The sequence below is a fragment of the Streptococcus suis genome, from assembly GCF_902702775.1.
In the GTDB taxonomy this organism is placed as follows: domain Bacteria; phylum Bacillota; class Bacilli; order Lactobacillales; family Streptococcaceae; genus Streptococcus; species Streptococcus hashimotonensis.
Map to the genome: position 1 here is coordinate 801,499 of NZ_LR738724.1, position 17,296 is coordinate 818,794.

14 protein-coding genes, 1 tRNA gene, 1 other RNA gene and 1 pseudogene are annotated in these 17,296 nt (G+C 42.3%); 13 read left to right on the forward strand and 4 right to left on the reverse strand.

The annotated features are described in order from the left end of the window. The first annotated feature begins 282 nt into the window (after positions 1–282). The 7 genes from GPW69_RS03980 to aguB all read left to right on the forward strand — a co-directional run bounded on the left by GPW69_RS03980 (position 283) and on the right by aguB (position 7,902). Positions 283–606 (forward strand): metal-sulfur cluster assembly factor, encoded by a 324-nt coding sequence (locus GPW69_RS03980; protein ID WP_002935553.1) that lies wholly within the window; start codon positions 283–285, stop codon positions 604–606. A gap of 518 nt (positions 607–1,124) precedes the next feature. Beyond that, positions 1,125–2,573: an aminotransferase class I/II-fold pyridoxal phosphate-dependent enzyme gene (locus tag GPW69_RS03985; protein ID WP_044760918.1), complete on the forward strand. Its 1,449-nt coding sequence runs from the start codon at positions 1,125–1,127 to the stop codon at positions 2,571–2,573. Between the two features lie 2 nt (positions 2,574–2,575). After that, positions 2,576–3,433 carry a polyamine aminopropyltransferase gene (speE, locus tag GPW69_RS03990; RefSeq protein ID WP_074390973.1) on the forward strand — a complete coding sequence of 286 codons (858 nt, stop codon included), beginning with the start codon at positions 2,576–2,578 and terminating at the stop codon, positions 3,431–3,433. Then, positions 3,433–4,692, forward strand: coding sequence for a saccharopine dehydrogenase family protein (locus GPW69_RS03995; protein WP_074390974.1), 1,260 nt, complete (start codon positions 3,433–3,435; stop codon positions 4,690–4,692). The genes speE and GPW69_RS03995 overlap by 1 nt, the downstream gene beginning before the upstream one ends. Then, positions 4,693–5,820 carry a carboxynorspermidine decarboxylase gene (nspC, locus tag GPW69_RS04000; RefSeq protein ID WP_074390975.1) on the forward strand — a complete coding sequence of 376 codons (1,128 nt, stop codon included), beginning with the start codon at positions 4,693–4,695 and terminating at the stop codon, positions 5,818–5,820. After that, the gene (gene aguA, locus GPW69_RS04005; protein ID WP_074390976.1) at positions 5,817–6,920 is read left to right on the forward strand and encodes an agmatine deiminase; all 1,104 of its coding nucleotides are present in this window, start codon (positions 5,817–5,819) and stop codon (positions 6,918–6,920) included. Before nspC ends, aguA begins: the two co-directional genes overlap by 4 nt. 106 nt (positions 6,921–7,026) lie before the next feature. Beyond that, positions 7,027–7,902, forward strand: coding sequence for an N-carbamoylputrescine amidase (gene aguB, locus GPW69_RS04010; protein WP_074390977.1), 876 nt, complete (start codon positions 7,027–7,029; stop codon positions 7,900–7,902). Positions 7,903–7,939: 37 nt separating this feature from the next. Here the strand turns inward: aguB and GPW69_RS04015 are convergent, their stop codons facing one another. Next, positions 7,940–8,533 (reverse strand): TVP38/TMEM64 family protein, encoded by a 594-nt coding sequence (locus GPW69_RS04015; protein WP_024385388.1) that lies wholly within the window; start codon positions 8,531–8,533, stop codon positions 7,940–7,942. A 109-nt stretch (positions 8,534–8,642) separates the two neighbouring features. Here GPW69_RS04015 and ssrA point away from each other — a divergent pair. The 4 genes and pseudogenes from ssrA (at position 8,643) to add (ending at position 11,012) form a co-directional block, all read left to right on the forward strand. After that, positions 8,643–8,990, forward strand: a transfer-messenger RNA (tmRNA) gene (gene ssrA, locus GPW69_RS04020). Positions 8,991–8,992: 2 nt separating this feature from the next. After that, a tRNA-Ser gene (locus GPW69_RS04025) sits at positions 8,993–9,080 on the forward strand. 177 nt (positions 9,081–9,257) lie between these two features. Continuing rightward, positions 9,258–9,752, forward strand: a pseudogene (gene tnpA / locus GPW69_RS04030) (IS200/IS605 family transposase). A 258-nt stretch (positions 9,753–10,010) separates the two neighbouring features. Then, complete coding sequence (add, locus tag GPW69_RS04035) at positions 10,011–11,012, forward strand: adenosine deaminase (protein ID WP_171841451.1); 1,002 nt, start codon at positions 10,011–10,013, stop codon at positions 11,010–11,012. Positions 11,013–11,055: 43 nt separating this feature from the next. Here add and GPW69_RS04040 read toward each other — a convergent pair whose 3' ends face one another. The 3 genes from GPW69_RS04040 to GPW69_RS04050 are packed head-to-tail and all read right to left on the reverse strand — an operon-like array spanning position 11,056 to position 12,929. Then, positions 11,056–11,838: a hypothetical protein gene (locus GPW69_RS04040; protein WP_024408986.1), complete on the reverse strand. Its 783-nt coding sequence runs from the start codon at positions 11,836–11,838 to the stop codon at positions 11,056–11,058. 16 nt (positions 11,839–11,854) lie between these two features. Next, complete coding sequence (locus GPW69_RS04045) at positions 11,855–12,562, reverse strand: ABC transporter ATP-binding protein (protein ID WP_024408987.1); 708 nt, start codon at positions 12,560–12,562, stop codon at positions 11,855–11,857. Then, complete coding sequence (locus GPW69_RS04050; RefSeq protein ID WP_024408988.1) at positions 12,555–12,929, reverse strand: GntR family transcriptional regulator; 375 nt, start codon at positions 12,927–12,929, stop codon at positions 12,555–12,557. Before GPW69_RS04050 ends, GPW69_RS04045 begins: the two co-directional genes overlap by 8 nt. Before the next feature lie 154 nt (positions 12,930–13,083). On the opposite strand from GPW69_RS04050, the gene GPW69_RS04055 reads away from it, so the two are divergent. After that, positions 13,084–16,194: a DNA polymerase III subunit alpha gene (locus GPW69_RS04055; RefSeq protein WP_074391104.1), complete on the forward strand. Its 3,111-nt coding sequence runs from the start codon at positions 13,084–13,086 to the stop codon at positions 16,192–16,194. An 84-nt stretch (positions 16,195–16,278) separates the two neighbouring features. Beyond that, positions 16,279–17,289, forward strand: a complete 1,011-nt coding sequence (gene pfkA, locus GPW69_RS04060) for a 6-phosphofructokinase (RefSeq protein ID WP_024385330.1) — start codon at positions 16,279–16,281, stop codon at positions 17,287–17,289. Positions 17,290–17,296: the final 7 nt, after the last annotated feature.

The following is a 17,296-nucleotide window of genomic DNA, read 5'->3' on the forward strand; positions in this document are numbered from 1 at the left end:
TGAGAAAAGGAGCGCTAAGTGGACTTTTTGACACAAACTTGGTTTGTTTCATCTCCAACCTTCAACAGTCTCCCAGACTGTTGAAGCCTGCCCAGAAATATTAAAGCAGACTAACCTTTGGTGTTTTAACCTGAGCCTAGAAATAAGAAAGCGGCCAAAGCCCAGTGGGCTATTTTAACCGCTCCCCTTGAAATGAGAAAGGGAGCGCTAAGTGGACTTTTTGACACAAACTTGGTTTGTTTCTTTTCTAGTATTGAACTTGTGAACAAGAAAGAGAGAAAAATGACGTACACAGAAGATCAAATTAAAGACATTCAGGAGCGTATTTTTCATGCTCTTGAAGATGTGATTGACCCTGAGCTAGGTATTGATATTATCAATTTAGGGTTAATTTATGAAATCCGATTTATTGAGGGCAAGGCTGAAATTGATATGACCTTGACGACCATGGGTTGTCCATTAGCTGATCTAATCACCGATCAAATTCATGATGTACTGAAGGATGTTCCTGAAGTAACAGAAGTAGATGTGAGACTGGTTTGGTCACCAGCTTGGACCGTTCAAAAAATGAGTCGTTATGCTCGAATTGCATTAGGAATTAAATAAAAAAATAAAATGGTTTCGAACGTTTGAAGCCATTTTTTTATTAATGTTTGGATTTTTTGTAAAAAATATTAAAAATTATACTTGTCAAAGAGAAATTTCCGTGTTACAATAAACAGGCCTAGGAAAAGTAGTCATACCTATTCTAGCAAATATCAGACCTATATGGGATGAGTAGCTCTGCTATTGATCATAACCAAAGCCTACGGACAGGCGGGTCGAATGCCGAAGCGTGGCGTAAGCCACATTATTGATAGGGTTAAAAGCCTACATTTTATAAGTTGATTTTAGGGTTCATCCCTAATTCGTATATCAAATTTAGTGTGGTGAAAGCACACGTCATCTTGTGAAACGGTCAATAAAGTACGTATATATTTGCACTGGAGAGTAGGAAACGGTAGGCACATAAACTCAAGAGAAGAATAAAAAACGTCGATTTGGATTGTAGAGCAGGATGAACCCTGCTCTTTTTACTTGTTTAAAAAAGGGTGGGAGTCCATCGAGCAAAGGAGTTTTTCAATATGAAAAATCAACACCAAGCCCCTATTTATCAGGGGTTGGAACAGTTACGCCGAAAACGGATTGTTCCCTTTGATGTCCCAGGACACAAACGAGGGCGCGGAAATCCTGAGTTGGTCGAACTGTTAGGAGAAAAATGCGTGGGGATTGATGTCAATTCCATGAAGCCTTTGGATAATCTAGGGCATCCCGTCTCCATTATTCGAGAGGCGGAGGAGTTGGCGGCAGAAGCCTTTGGTGCCAGTCATGCCTTTCTCATGGTTGGAGGGACTACTTCGTCTGTCCAGACCATGATTTTGGCAACCTGTAAGGCGGGCGATAAGATTATCCTTCCTCGAAATGTCCACAAGTCAGCCCTCAATGCCCTTGTCCTTTGTGGCGCCATCCCTGTCTATGTGGATATGAGCGTGGAGCCACGAATTGGCATTGCTCTTGCCTTGGAAAATGCAGCCTTTGAACGGGCCATTGCAGAGCATCCTGATGCTGTTGCTGTCTTGATTAACAATCCGACCTATTATGGCATTTGCTCGGACCTGCGTAGCTTGACTGAGAAAGCTCACGCAGCGGGCATGAAAGTTTTGGTAGATGAGGCTCATGGTGCGCATTTGCATTTTTCGGACCAATTGCCAGAGGCGGCTATGGATGTGGGGGCTGATATGGCTGCTGTTTCCATGCATAAGTCAGGTGGTAGTCTGACCCAGAGCTCGCTTTTATTGGTCGGTCCAGATATGAATGTGGAGTATGTCCGTCAGATTATCAACCTGACCCAGTCAACATCCGCTTCCTATCTCTTGCTGGCTAGTCTGGATATTTCACGGAGAAATCTGGCCCTTCGTGGGAAAGAGTCTTTTGAAAAAGTCATTGAAATGTCTGAGTATGCTCGTCGTGAAATCAATGCCATCGGTGGCTACTATGCCTATTCTAAAGAATTGATTGATGGCAAAACGGTGCATGATTTTGATGTGACGAAACTTTCTATTTACACACAAGGCATTGGTTTAACTGGTATCGAAGTCTACGATCTTCTGCGAGATGAATATGATATTCAGATTGAATTTGGTGATATTGGCAATATCTTGGCTTATATTTCAATCGGTGACCGCTTGCAGGACATTGAGCGACTGGTGGGGGCTCTGGCTGACATTAAGCGACTCTATTCACGAGATGGTTCGGACCTGATCTCAGGAGAATACATCCAGCCGCAGCTGGTCTTGTCACCGCAGGAAGCCTTTTATGCAGAGCGGGAAAGCCGTTCCCTGCAAGAAGCAGTTGGTCAGGTCTGCGGGGAATTTGTCATGTGCTATCCTCCAGGTATTCCTCTTTTGGCCCCTGGAGAACGAGTGACCCAAGAAATTGTTGACTACATCATCTTTGCCAAGGAGCGCGGTTGCTCCGTCCAAGGTACGGAAGATCCAGATGTCAACTACATAAACGTTATAAAGGAGGGCTAAAGATGGAAATGTGGTTTTCAGAAGTCCAAACGCCAGATGTTAAGTTATCCATTCGCACCAGTCAACAACTTTATGCTGGCAAGAGTGAATTTCAGGACATTGCTGTGTTGGACTCGCCAGCCTTTGGAAAGATTTTGACCCTTAATGGTCGGGTTCTCTTTTCAGATGCGGACGACTTTGTTTACAACGAAATGGCCGTCCATGTGCCCATGGCAGTTCATCCAAATCCTAAGAAAATATTGATTTTGGGTGGAGGAGATGGTGGCGTTGCCCAAGTTCTCGGTATGTATCCTGAAATCGAACGTATTGACGTTGTAGAGCCAGATGAACTCCTTGTGGAAGTTTGTCGTCAGTATTTCCCAGACTATGCCTCTGGCTTGGAAGATGAGCGGGTCGAGGTTTATTTACAAGATGGTCTGCGTTTCTTGCGCAACTGTGAAAATGAGTATGACATCATCATCAATGATGCGACAGATCCATTTGGACATACGGAAGGATTGTTTACCAAGGAATTTTACGGCAACGCCTACCGAGCTTTGAAGGAAGATGGTATTATGGTCTACCAACATGGTTCGCCATTCTATGATGAAGATGAGTCGGCTTTTCGTTCCATGCATCGGAAGGCGACCCAATCCTTTCCTATCAGCCGTGTTTATCAGGCCCATATTCCGACATCTGCGGCGGGTTATTGGTTGTTTGGCTTCGCCTCTAAAAAATACCATCCTATTGAAGATTTTGACAAGGAAAAATGGAAGGCGCGCCAGCTTTTCACAGAATACTATACCGCTAACCTCCACATCGGAGCCTTTCTCTTGCCTCGATACGTGGAAGACATTTTAGAAGAAGAGGAGAAAAAATAATGAGTCGTTTGTTAGTTATTGGTTGTGGCGGAGTTGCCCAAGTTGCCATCAGCAAGGTTTGCCAGGCAGAAGATACCTTCAAGGAAGTCATGATTGCCAGCCGTACCAAGTCTAAGTGTGATGATTTGAAGGCTGCCCTAGAAGGAAAAACTTCCGTAAAAATTGAAACTGCCCAAGTGGATGCAGACAAGGTAGAAGAAGTGATTGCCTTGATTGAAAGCTACCAGCCAAAAGCTGTCTTGAACGTTGCCCTGCCCTACCAAGACTTGACCATCATGGATGCCTGCTTGGCGACGGGCGTGGACTATATTGACACGGCCAACTACGAGTGTGAGGATACCGAGGATCCAGAATGGCGTGCAATTTACGAAAAACGTTGTGAAGAAGAAGGGTTTACGGCTTACTTTGACTATTCATGGCAGTGGGCTTATAAGGAGCGTTTTGAAAAAGCAGGGCTGACAGCACTTTTGGGATCCGGATTTGATCCAGGTGTGACCAGTGTTTTTTCAGCCTACGCATTGAAGCACTATTTTGATGAAATCCACTATATCGACATCCTCGATTGTAACGGTGGAGACCACGGCTATCCATTTGCGACCAACTTTAACCCTGAAATCAACTTGCGTGAGGTTTCTGCCCCAGGTTCCTACTGGGAAAATGGCAAATGGGTGGAAGTTGAAGCAATGTCTATCAAGCGAGAATATGACTTCCCAGAAGTTGGTCAGAAAGATATGTACCTCCTCCACCATGAAGAAATCGAGTCACTCGCTAAAAACATTCCAGGTGTCAAACGTATTCGCTTCTTTATGACTTTTGGTCAATCCTACTTGACTCACATGAAATGCTTGGAAAATGTTGGACTCTTGCGGACTGACCCAATCAACTTTAACGGACAAGAAGTAGTGCCAATTCAATTCCTCAAAGCTCTCTTGCCAGACCCTGCTAGCCTTGGTCCACGTACTGTTGGGAAAACCAATATCGGCTGTATTTTCACAGGTGTCAAGGACGGCGTGGAGAAGACCATCTACATCTACAACGTATGTGACCACCAAGAGTGCTATAAAGAGGTCGGTTCCCAAGCTATTTCCTACACAACTGGCGTGCCAGCCATGATTGGAACCAAGCTTGTCATGGACGGAACTTGGAAAAAAACAGGTGTATACAACTTGGAAGAATTGGATCCAGATCCATTTATGGACCTGCTTAACCAATATGGTTTGCCTTGGCAGGTAGTAGAAAATCCAGTTTTGGTGGACTAGATGAGAATCGATCAAGTCCCAACACCAGCCTATGTCATTGACGAAGCTAAGCTGGTCAATAATTTAGAAATTCTCAAGTCTGTCCAAGACCGTACAGGCTGCAAGGTCCTCTTGGCTCAAAAAGCCTTTTCCATGTATGCCACTTACCCCCTCATCAGCCAATACCTAGCTGGAACAACTGCATCAGGACTCTACGAAGCCAAGCTGGGTCGTGAGGAGTTTGGGGGAGAAGTTCATGTTTTCGCCCCTGCCTTTAAGGATGCGGATTTGGAGGAGATTTTGGAAATTGCGGACCATATCGTCTTTAACTCAGAGCGCCAACTCTGCAAGCATATGGACAAATGCCGAGCAGCTGGAGTCAGTGTCGGCCTGCGAATCAATCCAGAATGTTCGACCCAAGGTGAACATGCCCTATATGACCCCTGCGCAGCGGGTTCTCGTTTCGGTGTTCGCATTGACCAGTTTTCAGAAGACCTGCTGGACTTGGTGGATGGCCTGCATTTTCACACCCTCTGTGAGCAAAATTCGGATGATTTGAAAACCACCTTGGAGGCTGTCGAGGCCAAGTTCGGCCCCTACCTTCACAAAGTCAAATGGCTCAATATGGGCGGAGGGCATCATGTGACCAGGGCGGATTATAATCTAGATTTGCTGATTTCCTCTATCCAGTACATGCAGGAAACCTATGGATTAGAAGTCTACATTGAGCCTGGTGAAGCCATTGCCCTCAATGCGGGCTATTTGGTGACAGAGGTTCTGGATATTGTCGAAAATGGCATTGAGACGCTTGTGTTAGACGCATCAGCCACTTGCCATATGCCGGATGTTTTGGAAATGCCCTATCGCCCACCGCTTCGTCATGGATTTGAGACTGGAGAGAAGGCATTTACTTACAGACTATCTTCCAATACCTGTCTGACAGGCGACATCATCGGCGATTATTCCTTTGAAAAGCCTGTGGAGATTGGTGACAAACTCTATTTTGAAGATATGGCCATCTATTCTTTTGTTAAAAACAATACCTTCAACGGCATCGGTCTGCCAAGTTTGGTCTTGATGGACAAGACTGGTGACTGCCGAATTATCAAAAGCTTTGGCTATGAAGATTTCAAGGGGAGGTTGTCATGATAGAAAGTCCAAAAGCGGCTGGCTACCGCATGCCTGCTGAGTATGAGCCCCATCACGGGACACTAATGGTGTGGCCGACCCGTCCTGGTTCCTGGCCCTTTGATGGTCAGGGGGCAAAAAAAGCCTTCAGCCAGGTCATTAAAACCATTGCTGAAAGCGAGCAGGTCTATCTCTTGGTCGATGAGGCACACCGTGAGGAGGCTCAATCCATGCTGGGGGCTGGCATTGCCTACCTGGACATCCCCACCAACGACGCTTGGGCGCGTGATACAGGTCCGACGGTCTTGGTTCATGAAAATGGCAGAGCTTTATCTGTCGATTGGGCTTTTAACGCTTGGGGTGGAAGCTATGATGGTCTTTATCAGGACTATGAGGCAGATGATCAGGTGGCTAGTCGATTTAGTCAGGCCATCGGTCTGCCAGTTCATGATACCCATCCCTTTGTCCTAGAAGGAGGAGCCATTCACAGTGACGGTGAAGGAACCATCTTGGTGACCGAATCCTGTTTGCTCAGCCCAGGCCGCAATCCCCATTTAACCAAGGACCAGATTGAGCAAGTGCTTCTAGATACTCTCGGAGCTGAAAAGGTCCTCTGGCTTCCATACGGAATTTTCAATGATGAAACCAATGAACACGTGGACAATGTTGCGACCTTTGTCGGCCCAGCTGAGATCGTTTTAGCTTGGACGGATGATGAGGCAGACCCTCAATATGCCATGTCCAAGGCTGATTTGGACTACTTGGAAGAGCAAGTAGATGCCAAAGGCAGAAAGTTAACCATTCACAAACTGCCTATTCCCAAACATCCTATTCTAATAACAGAGGAGGATTTGCCAGGCTATGTCTATGAAGCGGGGGAGGAAGAAAGAACTGTTGGAGAACGCTTGGCGGCTTCCTATGTGAATTTTTACGTCAGCAACGGTGCGGTTCTGGTGCCCCAGTTTGATGACGAGCATGATGCGGTGGCACTGCATCTCCTAGCGCAGCTTTTTCCAACCAGAAAAGTCGTCGGCATACCAGCCCGCGACATCCTACTTGGAGGTGGGAATATACACTGTATCACCCAGCAAATTCCCCTTTATGGGGCTAAATGTCCCTGATATAGCGTCAAGTCGGTTTGGCATACTCTAGTATAGCCTGTACCGCCTTTCCTTATCACAGGTACATTCTATCTTCCATAAAGAATTTATGAAAAGGATAAATAATATGAGAAATGTTACTGTAGCAGCTGTCCAGATGCAGTGTAGTCAGGACCTTTGGGAAAATCTGGCGACTGCAGAGCGTTTGGTCAGACAGGCAGCTGGTCAGGGAGCGCAGATTATTCTCCTGCCTGAACTCTTTGAGCGTCCTTATTTTTGTCAGGAACGCCAGTATGATTATTATAACTATGCCAAGTCTGTAGATGAGAATGATGCTGTTCAGCACTTTATTCCTATTGCCAAGGAATTGCAGGTTGTCTTGCCTATTTCTTTCTATGAAAAAGATGGAAACAGCCTCTACAATTCCATTGCGGTCATTGATGCGGATGGTAGTGTTTTGGGAGTTTACCGTAAGACTCACATTCCTGACGACCATTATTATCAGGAGAAGTTTTACTTCACGCCTGGAAATACTGGATTCAAGGTCTGGGAAACACGTTACGCTAAGATTGGCATTGGCATCTGCTGGGACCAATGGTTTCCAGAAACAGCTCGCTGTTTGGCACTGAATGGAGCAGAATTGCTCTTTTATCCAACAGCTATTGGTTCGGAGCCGATTTTGGATACAGATAGTCAAGGTCATTGGCAACGAACCATGCAGGGCCATGCGGCGGCCAACATCACGCCGGTCATTGCAGCCAACCGTATCGGCTTGGAAGAAGTGCAGCCTTCTGCAGAAAATGGCGGTCAATCGTCTAGCTTGCGTTTCTATGGCTCCTCTTTCTTGACAGATGAAACAGGAGACATTTTGACCAAGGCTGGACGTGAGGAAGAGACAATCTTACTTGCCACTTATGATTTGGACAAGGGAGCGCGTGAGCGTTTGGATTGGGGACTCTTTAGAGACCGTCGACCGTATATGTATCAGCAGATTGTAGAATAAACAAAACACCCTTGTCCGAAGATAAGGGTGTTCGTCTTTATCCTAATAATTGCTGCAACCATTGGCTTCCATAGATCCAAAAGAAGCTATAGGCCACAACTGAGAAGGGGCGACAAAGTAAAGTGATAATAATAAATTTCCGATAACTCATGCTTGTTAATCCAGTAATCATCACCACTATGTCAGCTGGAGAAATGGGAGAAAGCATGCAGAGAATAAAGAAAATTTCATAACTACGTTTATTATCAATTTTGCTTTCATATTTGTAAAACGTATCTTCAGACATGAAGAGGAGACAAAATTTCTTTCCATAGCGACGAGCCAACCAGAAAAGGATGATACTACCGATTGAAATTCCAAGATAATTGAGAAAGAATCCCCACCAAAAATGAAATACGAGGAAACCCACAACAGTCGTAACACCGCCTGGAATAATCGGAAATACAACTTGAATAATCTGAATAGCTAAAAAGGAGAGGCTACCTAAAGCACCTTGGCTTTTGATTAAATCGCTTAAGACATTTTGGTCGTTCAAAATGCCAATCTTATAGAGCCAAAACAGAAAAATAGCAGTCCCGATAAGGGTCAAAATACTTAATACTTGAATGGTTTTTTGCCAAAATTTATACATACTTTCATTTTACCATATTTCAAAATTTTTTTAAATTGTAAGGAAAATGTAAAATAATTTTGCTATTTATAAAAAATTCTGCTATAATGGTTCCTGTATCAAATCCTACGGGGTTGTTACGGATTCGACAGGCATTATGAGGCTTGTTCTGCAACTCATCGGCAGATGTAAAAATGCCAGTTAAATATAACTGCAAAAAATACAAACACTTACGCATTAGCAGCTTAATAACCTGCCTGCGTGACCAGTCGCGAATTGCTTGTGTTTGCTGATTGGTCTTAAAATAGCAAGCTACGTTGGGATTGAGTCAGGCAGTTCCAAAAGAGATTTACTGACTCGCTTGGTCTAGGTTTGAGTTATGTATCGAGTTCAAGTTAAAGCAAGACATAACCTATGGTTGTAGACGAATAAGTTAGCAGGTGTTTGGACGTGGGTTCGACTCCCACCAGCTCCATATATGGAAGATTACTCAAGAGGCTCAAGAGGCCGTGTTGGAAACGCGGTAGGCGTGTAACAGCGTGCGTGGGTTCGAATCCCATGTCTTCCGTATGTTATTGAAGAACGACTGATAGTCGTTCTTTTTTTTATGGCTTCGAGCCAGTTTTTCTCGTAGAGAAAAACAAGAAAACCACCAGCTATGCTGGTGGTTGACAAGGCTTTGAGCTTCCATTTCTTTTTCCTGATATAATCTAATTGTTCAGGTTAGATAAAGGAGGAAAAAGAAATGGCTAAAACCAGTTACAGTTTATCACATACCAAATGGATGTGCAAATATCACATAGTTTTCACACCTAAGTACCGTAGAAAATCCATTTACTACAAAATAAGGCAGGGCTTAATTGATATTTTCCGTCATCTATGTCGATACAAAGGCGTGGAAATTATTGAGGGACACATGCTGCCAGACCATGTTCATATGCTTGTCTTGATACCCCCAAAACTTTCGATTTCCGATTCTATGGGATATTTGAAAAGTAAAAGTGCTCTAATGATATTTGATAAACACGCTAATTTGAAATATAAGTATGGAAATCGAAAGTTTTGGGCTAGAGGCTACTATGTTAGTACCGTTGGGCTGAACGAAAAGACAGTTGCGAAATACATTCGCGAGTAAACAACTAATCTGGGAGATTAGTTGTTCAATGACATTGCACTTGATAAATTGAGCGTCAAAGAGTATGAAGATCCATTTTCAGATGGCAGTTTTAGAACAAGATAAAAGCCCGTTGTTACGGGCATTAGTCAAGCAATTATAGCACTAACCTGAACGAAGTTCAGCGAACGTCTTTAGACGTCGCTGGAGAGAAACGGCTTATAGCCGGTGTACAAGCCACCCGTTTTCACGGGTGGTTATGACTGTCTGTGAATGATACAACTGAAAACAAGTGAAAGTTCAGGTTTTATGGTAAAATTCTTGTTTTTCTTCAAAAATATGATATGATAGTTAACAATATACCAGACGGAGGTCGTGTTAACAGTGTTGAATGTAAATGAATTGGTCAAAACAGAGTTGCATTGTCATTTGGATGGCTCATTGTCCCTCGGAGTCATTCGACAATTGGCACAGATGGCTAAAATCACTGTTCCTGCAGAAGATGAAGCATTAAGAAAATTAGTTAGTGTTCATGGAAAAGTTGATAGTTTAATGGCTTATTTAAAGTTATTTGATTTTGTTCGCCCACTCTTACAAACTGCATCAGCTTTAGAATTGGCAGCCTATAATCTTGTACGACAAGCTGCAAGAGATAAGATCATTTACATTGAGGTTCGTTTTGCACCAGAACTGTCGACGGATCAAGACTTGACTATTTTAGAAGCGGTTTCAGCAGTTTTAGTTGGACTAAACAGGGGGCAGGAAGATTTTGGAGTGGTTGCTAAACTTTTGGTTTGTGGTTTAAAGCAAACGAAACCGAGTCAAACGAAGGAACTTTTTTCGGCTATTGCTGATTTGGCACCAAAAGGACTTGTGGGATTTGATTTCGCAGGAAATGAAGCAGACTATCCTACGGAAGAACTTCGGGATATTATTCAATTTACTCAGGCACTAGGTTATCCCATGACTTTCCATGCCGGAGAATGTGGATGTGTGACCAATGTGATTCAAGCTCTTGAACTTGGGATTAGAAGGATTGGTCATGGCACAGCACTTACTCGCAATCCTGAAGCTATCCAAGCTTTTGTCAATAGCGGAGCAACACTTGAAATGTGCCTAACATCGAATCTTCAAACTGGTGCAGCTGATTCGATTGAGTATTTTCCATATCATGAGCTAGTTGAGGCAGGAGCAAACATCACAATCAACACAGATAATCGTACAGTTTCTAATACTACACTTAATAGAGAATATCAATTATTTGTAGAATATTTTGGGACTAGCAAGGCTGATTTTTATCGCTTCAATCAAAACGCAATTCAGGCAAGTTTTGCCAGCGAAGAAGAAAAGAAAGTTTTGTTGGAACTCCTAGACCAACAGTATTAAGAAAAAAGCTCTATACCAGTCGATTAGACCAGTAAAGAGCTTTTTATTGTAGATTTAATTTCTTTGTCATAATGAAGTGGGTTCCAAAGTAGTAAGCAAAAGCTAGGATAATATTGACTAATGCTAAGACTGGACTTGGATAGAGAGAAAATGGTGTAGAATAAGTTGTTACTAGGTTGCTTAGGACAAAGAAAGTGCTAAATACTCCAGTAACGATGAGAATGCCGATATACGTCAAGATTGCAAAGAGGAAGCGATGATCCTTGAATAATTGACCGACAGATATAGAGAAGTAGATCAAAAGGATACCAGTAGTAATTTCAATTAAATAATAGACAATCTGACTGAATAGAACTGTCCAGTCGATATCTTGAACAAAAGTTTGTATTTCTGGCATAATAGCCTCTTCGCTTGCTACTAGAATGACTGCAAGGATGATTCCGATTGAAAGTAAACAAGTAATCCCTGCCAAGACATACCAAACAATAGATGCAAGCAGTTTGCTTAAGATGATTTGATGGCTAGATACGGGCAAGGTCATAGTGAGATAACCTTGTCGGCCATAAACATTTTTTCTAAAACGATTGATGACTAGGACAAATGTTGATAGGAAGAGTGCCGCAATCAAAACTCCGAAAGTCATAAAGGAGGTTCCCAATAAGACCATCTCTCCACCACCAGGTTCAGTATTACCAGCCTGTGCACGGAGGGTCAATGCTTGTAGCCAAAAACCAAGTACTGCTGATAGGGCTAGAGCTGCAATATAAATTCCCAAATACCATTTACCTACGGATTGAAATTCGTATTTCAATAATTTTTTAAACATAGCAATCTCCTTCTAACTAAGCCTTAAAATCTTGGCGGAAGAGTTCATCAATAGATTCTCCGCTTTCAATTCGCAAGTCATCTACATTTCCATGGCGAATAACACTTCCGTAGTGTAGGAAAATAACCTCGTCCAAAATTTGCTCGACATCTGAAATTAAGTGAGTAGAGATAATAACAGAGGCAGTCGGAGAGTAGTTGTTGACGATGGTTTTTAAAATGTAGTCTCGAGCGGCAGGGTCAACACCACCAATTGGCTCATCTAAAACATACAGCTGCGCTTGACGACTCATCACCAGAATGAGTTGGACTTTTTCCTTATTCCCCTTAGAGAGATGTTTCATACGACTGTTTAAATCAATGCCCAAATCTTGTAAAAGATGGAGAGCACGCTCCTTATCAAAATCAACGTAAAAATCTTCAAAAAATGTAATTGCTTCGAGCACTTTCATATGCTCATCGAGATAAGTCGTATCTGGGAGATAAGACACAATTGCCTTGGTTTCTGGCGATGGGGTACGACCATTGATCAATACTTGACCATATTCTGGTTGCAACAGACCGTTGATCAATTTAATCATGGTCGTTTTACCCGAACCATTTGGTCCCAAAAGTCCTATGATTTTTCCAGCAGTCAGCTTCAAATTGACATTATTTAGGGCGACAGCGCCACCATAAGATTTTGAAACTTGTTGTAGCTCAACCAAAGTATATGCGTTATTCATAAGTGACTCCTTTCAAATAATCATCTAACTGGCCAGTGAGGTCGTCGTGTTTGAACCCCAAATCTAACATATTGTTCACAAAATTCTCGAGTTCCTTTTGTGCTAAATGTAGGCGAGTGTGTGTAATCAATTCTTGATTATCTGTTACAAAACGACCTGTTGTGCGAACCGAATAAACAAAGCCTTCCGTTTCTAAATCAGACAAAGCGCGCTGAACGGTATTTGGATTGACGCCAGCAATTTCGGCTAAGTCACGAACAGTGGGAAGTTTATCTCCAGATTTTAATTGATTAGTCACAATCTGCAATTTAATAGTATTGCTGATTTGAATATAGATGGGGATGTTATTATCAAATTTCCAAGCCATAATCGTTTCCTTTCTAGGATGACACCCGTGTGCATGTCTTATCTTAATAATACAACAAACTATATAAATTAGCAAGAAAAATGTTTTGAATTTTTAAAAAATATTTTTGGATAAATATTTGATATAATAGAAGAAACATAAAAAGGAGAATACCATGCTGGCACAATTAGATACAAAGACAGTTTATACCTTTATGGATAGCATGGTGACGATAGAAAATTATGTAGGCAGGGCTAAAGAGCTTGGTTATCACGCATTGGGGATAATGGATAAAAACAGTCTTTATGCAGCCTATAGTTTTATGGAATCCTGTAACAAAATGGGGCTTCAACCAATTATTGGTTGTGAACTGGACTGGAAATTACAGGGAGGGGAGCAGGACGTCACTACTCAATTGATTGCTCTGACAACCAGAGGTTATCGCAATCTATTGAAAATTTCGACTGCTAAGATGACAGGGCAAGATGATTTTGAAACCATTCGTCAATATTTAGTCGACATAGCAGTGGTTGTTCCTTATTTTTCTGGCATTGAGCACCTTGAGTTAGGTGTTAACTATTATATCGGAGTGACGGTTGACACACCAGTTCAAGACTTTAAGCAAGCAATACTCCCGATTCATACGGTTCGTTTTTTTGAAGAGGAACAATTGGAAAGTCTACAGGTTCTCCATGCTATTCGAGATAATATTCCACTTAATCAAGTTGCAGATATAGATAGTCGACAAAAGCTTTTATCGGCTGATAGCTTAACCAATCTATTTTCGAATCGGTTTCCGCAAGCAGTTGATAATTTACGTGACTTGGTTGCAGGGATTTCTTATCAATTAAATACAGATTTAAAATTGCCGCGTTTTAATCGTGACAGACCTGCAGTGGAAGAATTATACGAGCGCTCCTATCAAGGATTAGAAGAGAAGGGCTTGACTAATTCACTGTATAAGGAACGCTTGGAAAAGGAATTATCCATTATTCATCAAATGGGATTTGATGATTATTTCTTGATTGTATGGGACCTACTTCGTTTTGGACGTAGCCAAGGGTACTACATGGGAATGGGGCGTGGTTCAGCTGTTGGAAGCCTAGTTGCCTACGCCTTAAATATCACAGGTATTGATCCAGTTAAGCATAATCTTCTCTTTGAACGCTTTCTCAATGCTGAACGTTATTCAATGCCCGATATTGATATTGATATTCCAGATATTCATCGAGCAGATTTTATTCGTTATGTACGAGATCGTTATGGTTCAACCCATGCTGCTCAAATTGTAACCTACTCGACATTTGGAGCTAAGCAGGCCATTCGTGATGTATTTAAGCGTTTCGGAACACCTGAATATGAGTTAAGTAATATTACCAAGAAAATTTCATTTAGAGATAGTCTTACTTCTGCCTATCAGCGAAATGCCGCTTTTCGTCAGATTATCAATAGTAAGATAGAGTACCAAAAAGCTTTTGCGATTGCTCAACAAATTGAAGGGCAACCCCGACAGACTTCTATCCATGCGGCAGGGATAGTGATGAGTGATGAGGATTTGACAGATACCATCCCTCTTAAAATAGGGGATGACATGCTGGTAACCCAATATGATGCACATGCTGTTGAGGAGAATGGTCTGTTGAAGATGGATTTCCTTGGCTTACGAAATCTGACCTTTGTACAAAAAATGGCAGAAGGGGTACGTGAACGTTATCAGCAGGAAATTGATATTGCCAAGATAGATTTAGAAGACAAGAAAACCTTGGAACTTTTTGCTGCTGGTCGGACTAAGGGAATTTTTCAATTTGAACAGCCTGGTGCGATTAGCCTGCTTCGAAGGGTCAAACCTGGTCGATTTGAAGATATAGTTGCAACAACGAGTTTGAATAGACCGGGGGCTAGTGATTATTCGGATAACTTTGTAAAACGCAAGCATGGACAAGAGACAGTTGATTTGTTGGACCCAACCATTGCACCTATTTTACAACCGACTTATGGTATCATGCTTTATCAGGAACAGGTCATGCAGATTGCACAGGTCTATGCAGGCTTTACGCTTGGAAAGGCGGATTTACTCCGCAGGGCGATGTCTAAAAAGAATGCCCAAGAAATGCAGGCAATGGAAGCGGAATTTTTACAGGGAGCACTGAAAAACGGACATGCTGAAGAGAATGCAAGGGAAATATTTGGCATGATGGCTAAGTTCGCTGGATATGGTTTTAACCGTAGCCACGCCTATGCTTATTCAGCCTTAGCCTTTCAAATGGCTTATTTCAAGAGTCACTATACGGATGTCTTTTTTGATGTCATGCTCAATCATTCTAGCAGTGCTTATATTGAAGATGCGATGCAGTTTGACTTTGAGGTGGCTCGACTCACGATTAACAATATTCCTTATCACGATAAGTTTGATAAAAGTAAGGTATACCTAGGATTAAAAACACTAAAAGGTTTGCCTAAAGATTTAGCTTTATGGATATTGGATCATCGTCCCTATAAGTCTGTAGAAGATTTTATTTTGCGCTTGCCAGATAATTTCAAGAAAAAAGATTTACTGATCCCTCTTATTCAGATTGGTTTATTTGATGATTTTGACGCCAATCGTAAAAAGATTATTGAAAATCTAGACAATCTCTTTGTCTTTGCAGAGGCGATTGGTACATTTTTTGCAGAGGAGAGTTATAGTTGGACAGATGTAGAAGATTACAGTGACAGCGAAAAATTTATGCTAGAGCAGGAATTGCTAGGTGTTGGTATTAGTCCGCATCCTTTAGTCACTATTTGTCGAGAGTCTAAGCGTAGTTTTACAGATTTGGCAGATTTAGCGGTTGGCAATCGAGCGACCGTTCTTGTGCAGATTCAAGCTATTCGATTGATTCGTACCAAAAAGACTGGGGAGCAGATGGCATTTCTTCGAGTGACAGATACCAAGGGGACGCTTGACGTGACTCTTTTCCCAGAATCTTATCGCCAATATGCTTCTATTTTGGAAGAAGGGGAAATGGGCTACATCACAGGTAGAGTGCAAGAGCGCGATGGACAGTTGCAATTGGTTCTAGAAAAATTAGAGCCTGTCAGTTTGGAGAAATTTTGGATTCTTTTGGAAAATCGAGAACACGATTATGCCGTTGCTCGTATTTTGGATAAATATAGAGGAAGCATTCCAGTAGTACTTCATTATCAAGATAGTAATCAGACAATTCAGGCTGAGCATCACATGGTTATGAAAACGCCTCAATTAGAAGAAGAGTTAAGTGAATTTGTTATGAAAACGATTTTTCGATAAAAAAATAGCAAAAAGTCAAGCAAGTTTAGGTTAAGTATGTTATAATAGGGCAGTTAAAATGAAAAGTTAAAGGAGCATTAACGAATGAAACGTATTGCTGTTTTGACCAGTGGTGGTGATGCCCCTGGTATGAACGCTGCTATTCGTGCAGTTGTTCGCCAAGCAATTTCAGAAGGAATGGAAGTTTATGGAATCAACGAAGGTTACGCAGGTATGGTTGCGGGTGATATCCATGAATTGTCTGCACGTTCTGTAGGTGATGTTATTTCACGTGGAGGAACATTCCTTGGTTCAGCTCGTTATCCAGAATTTGCCAAATTAGAAGGGCAACTTAAAGGGATTGAGCAATTGAAAAAACATGGTATCGAAGGTGTAGTTGTTATCGGTGGTGATGGTTCTTACCACGGAGCGATGCGCTTGACAGAGCATGGTTTCCCAGCTATTGGTGTACCTGGTACAATTGATAATGATATCGTGGGTACAGATTTTACAATCGGTTTTGATACAGCTGTAACAACTGCTATGGATGCGATTGATAAAATCCGCGACACTTCATCAAGTCACCGTCGTACTTTCGTCATTGAAGTAATGGGACGTCATGCAGGTGATATCGCTCTTTGGGCTGGTATTGCTTCTGGTGCAGATGTTATTGTTGTTCCAGAAGAAGACTTCAATATCAACGATGTTGTTGACCGTATTAAAGCGGGCTACGACAATGGTAAGAAACATAGCATCATTGTTTTGGCTGAAGGTGTTATGCCAGCTGCACAGTTTGCTGAAGAATTGAAAGCAGCAGGCGATACAAGTGATCTTCGTGTGACAGAACTTGGTCATATCCAACGTGGTGGTTCTCCAACAGCGCGTGATCGTGTACTCGCTTCTCGTATGGGTGCTCATGCCGTTAAATTGCTTAAAGAAGGCCGTGGAGGTCTTGCAGTAGGTATCCGTAACGAGCAAATGGTTGAAAATCCAATTCTTGGAACTGCAGAAGAAGGTGCATTGTTCAGCTTGACTGCTGACGGTAAGATTGTGGTTAATAATCCGCATAAAGCAGATTTGGAATTGGCTGATTTGAACCGTAATTTGTCAATCTAGGCATCGT

What these genes read in the sequence shown, in the direction of transcription:
- GPW69_RS03980 (WP_002935553.1), top strand. Translation starts at nt 283, where the DNA reads ATGACGTACACAGAAGATCAAATTAAAGACATTCAGGAGCGTATTTTT.
- GPW69_RS04015 (WP_024385388.1), bottom strand. Translation starts at nt 8,533, where the DNA reads ATGTATAAATTTTGGCAAAAAACCATTCAAGTATTAAGTATTTTGACC.
- aguA (WP_074390976.1), top strand. Translation starts at nt 5,817, where the DNA reads ATGATAGAAAGTCCAAAAGCGGCTGGCTACCGCATGCCTGCTGAGTAT.
- GPW69_RS04055 (WP_074391104.1), top strand. Translation starts at nt 13,084, where the DNA reads ATGCTGGCACAATTAGATACAAAGACAGTTTATACCTTTATGGATAGC.
- GPW69_RS04050 (WP_024408988.1), bottom strand. Translation starts at nt 12,929, where the DNA reads ATGGCTTGGAAATTTGATAATAACATCCCCATCTATATTCAAATCAGC.
- GPW69_RS04045 (WP_024408987.1), bottom strand. Translation starts at nt 12,562, where the DNA reads ATGAATAACGCATATACTTTGGTTGAGCTACAACAAGTTTCAAAATCT.
- pfkA (WP_024385330.1), top strand. Translation starts at nt 16,279, where the DNA reads ATGAAACGTATTGCTGTTTTGACCAGTGGTGGTGATGCCCCTGGTATG.
- nspC (WP_074390975.1), top strand. Translation starts at nt 4,693, where the DNA reads ATGAGAATCGATCAAGTCCCAACACCAGCCTATGTCATTGACGAAGCT.
- speE (WP_074390973.1), top strand. Translation starts at nt 2,576, where the DNA reads ATGGAAATGTGGTTTTCAGAAGTCCAAACGCCAGATGTTAAGTTATCC.
- GPW69_RS03995 (WP_074390974.1), top strand. Translation starts at nt 3,433, where the DNA reads ATGAGTCGTTTGTTAGTTATTGGTTGTGGCGGAGTTGCCCAAGTTGCC.
- aguB (WP_074390977.1), top strand. Translation starts at nt 7,027, where the DNA reads ATGAGAAATGTTACTGTAGCAGCTGTCCAGATGCAGTGTAGTCAGGAC.
- GPW69_RS03985 (WP_044760918.1), top strand. Translation starts at nt 1,125, where the DNA reads ATGAAAAATCAACACCAAGCCCCTATTTATCAGGGGTTGGAACAGTTA.
- GPW69_RS04040 (WP_024408986.1), bottom strand. Translation starts at nt 11,838, where the DNA reads ATGTTTAAAAAATTATTGAAATACGAATTTCAATCCGTAGGTAAATGG.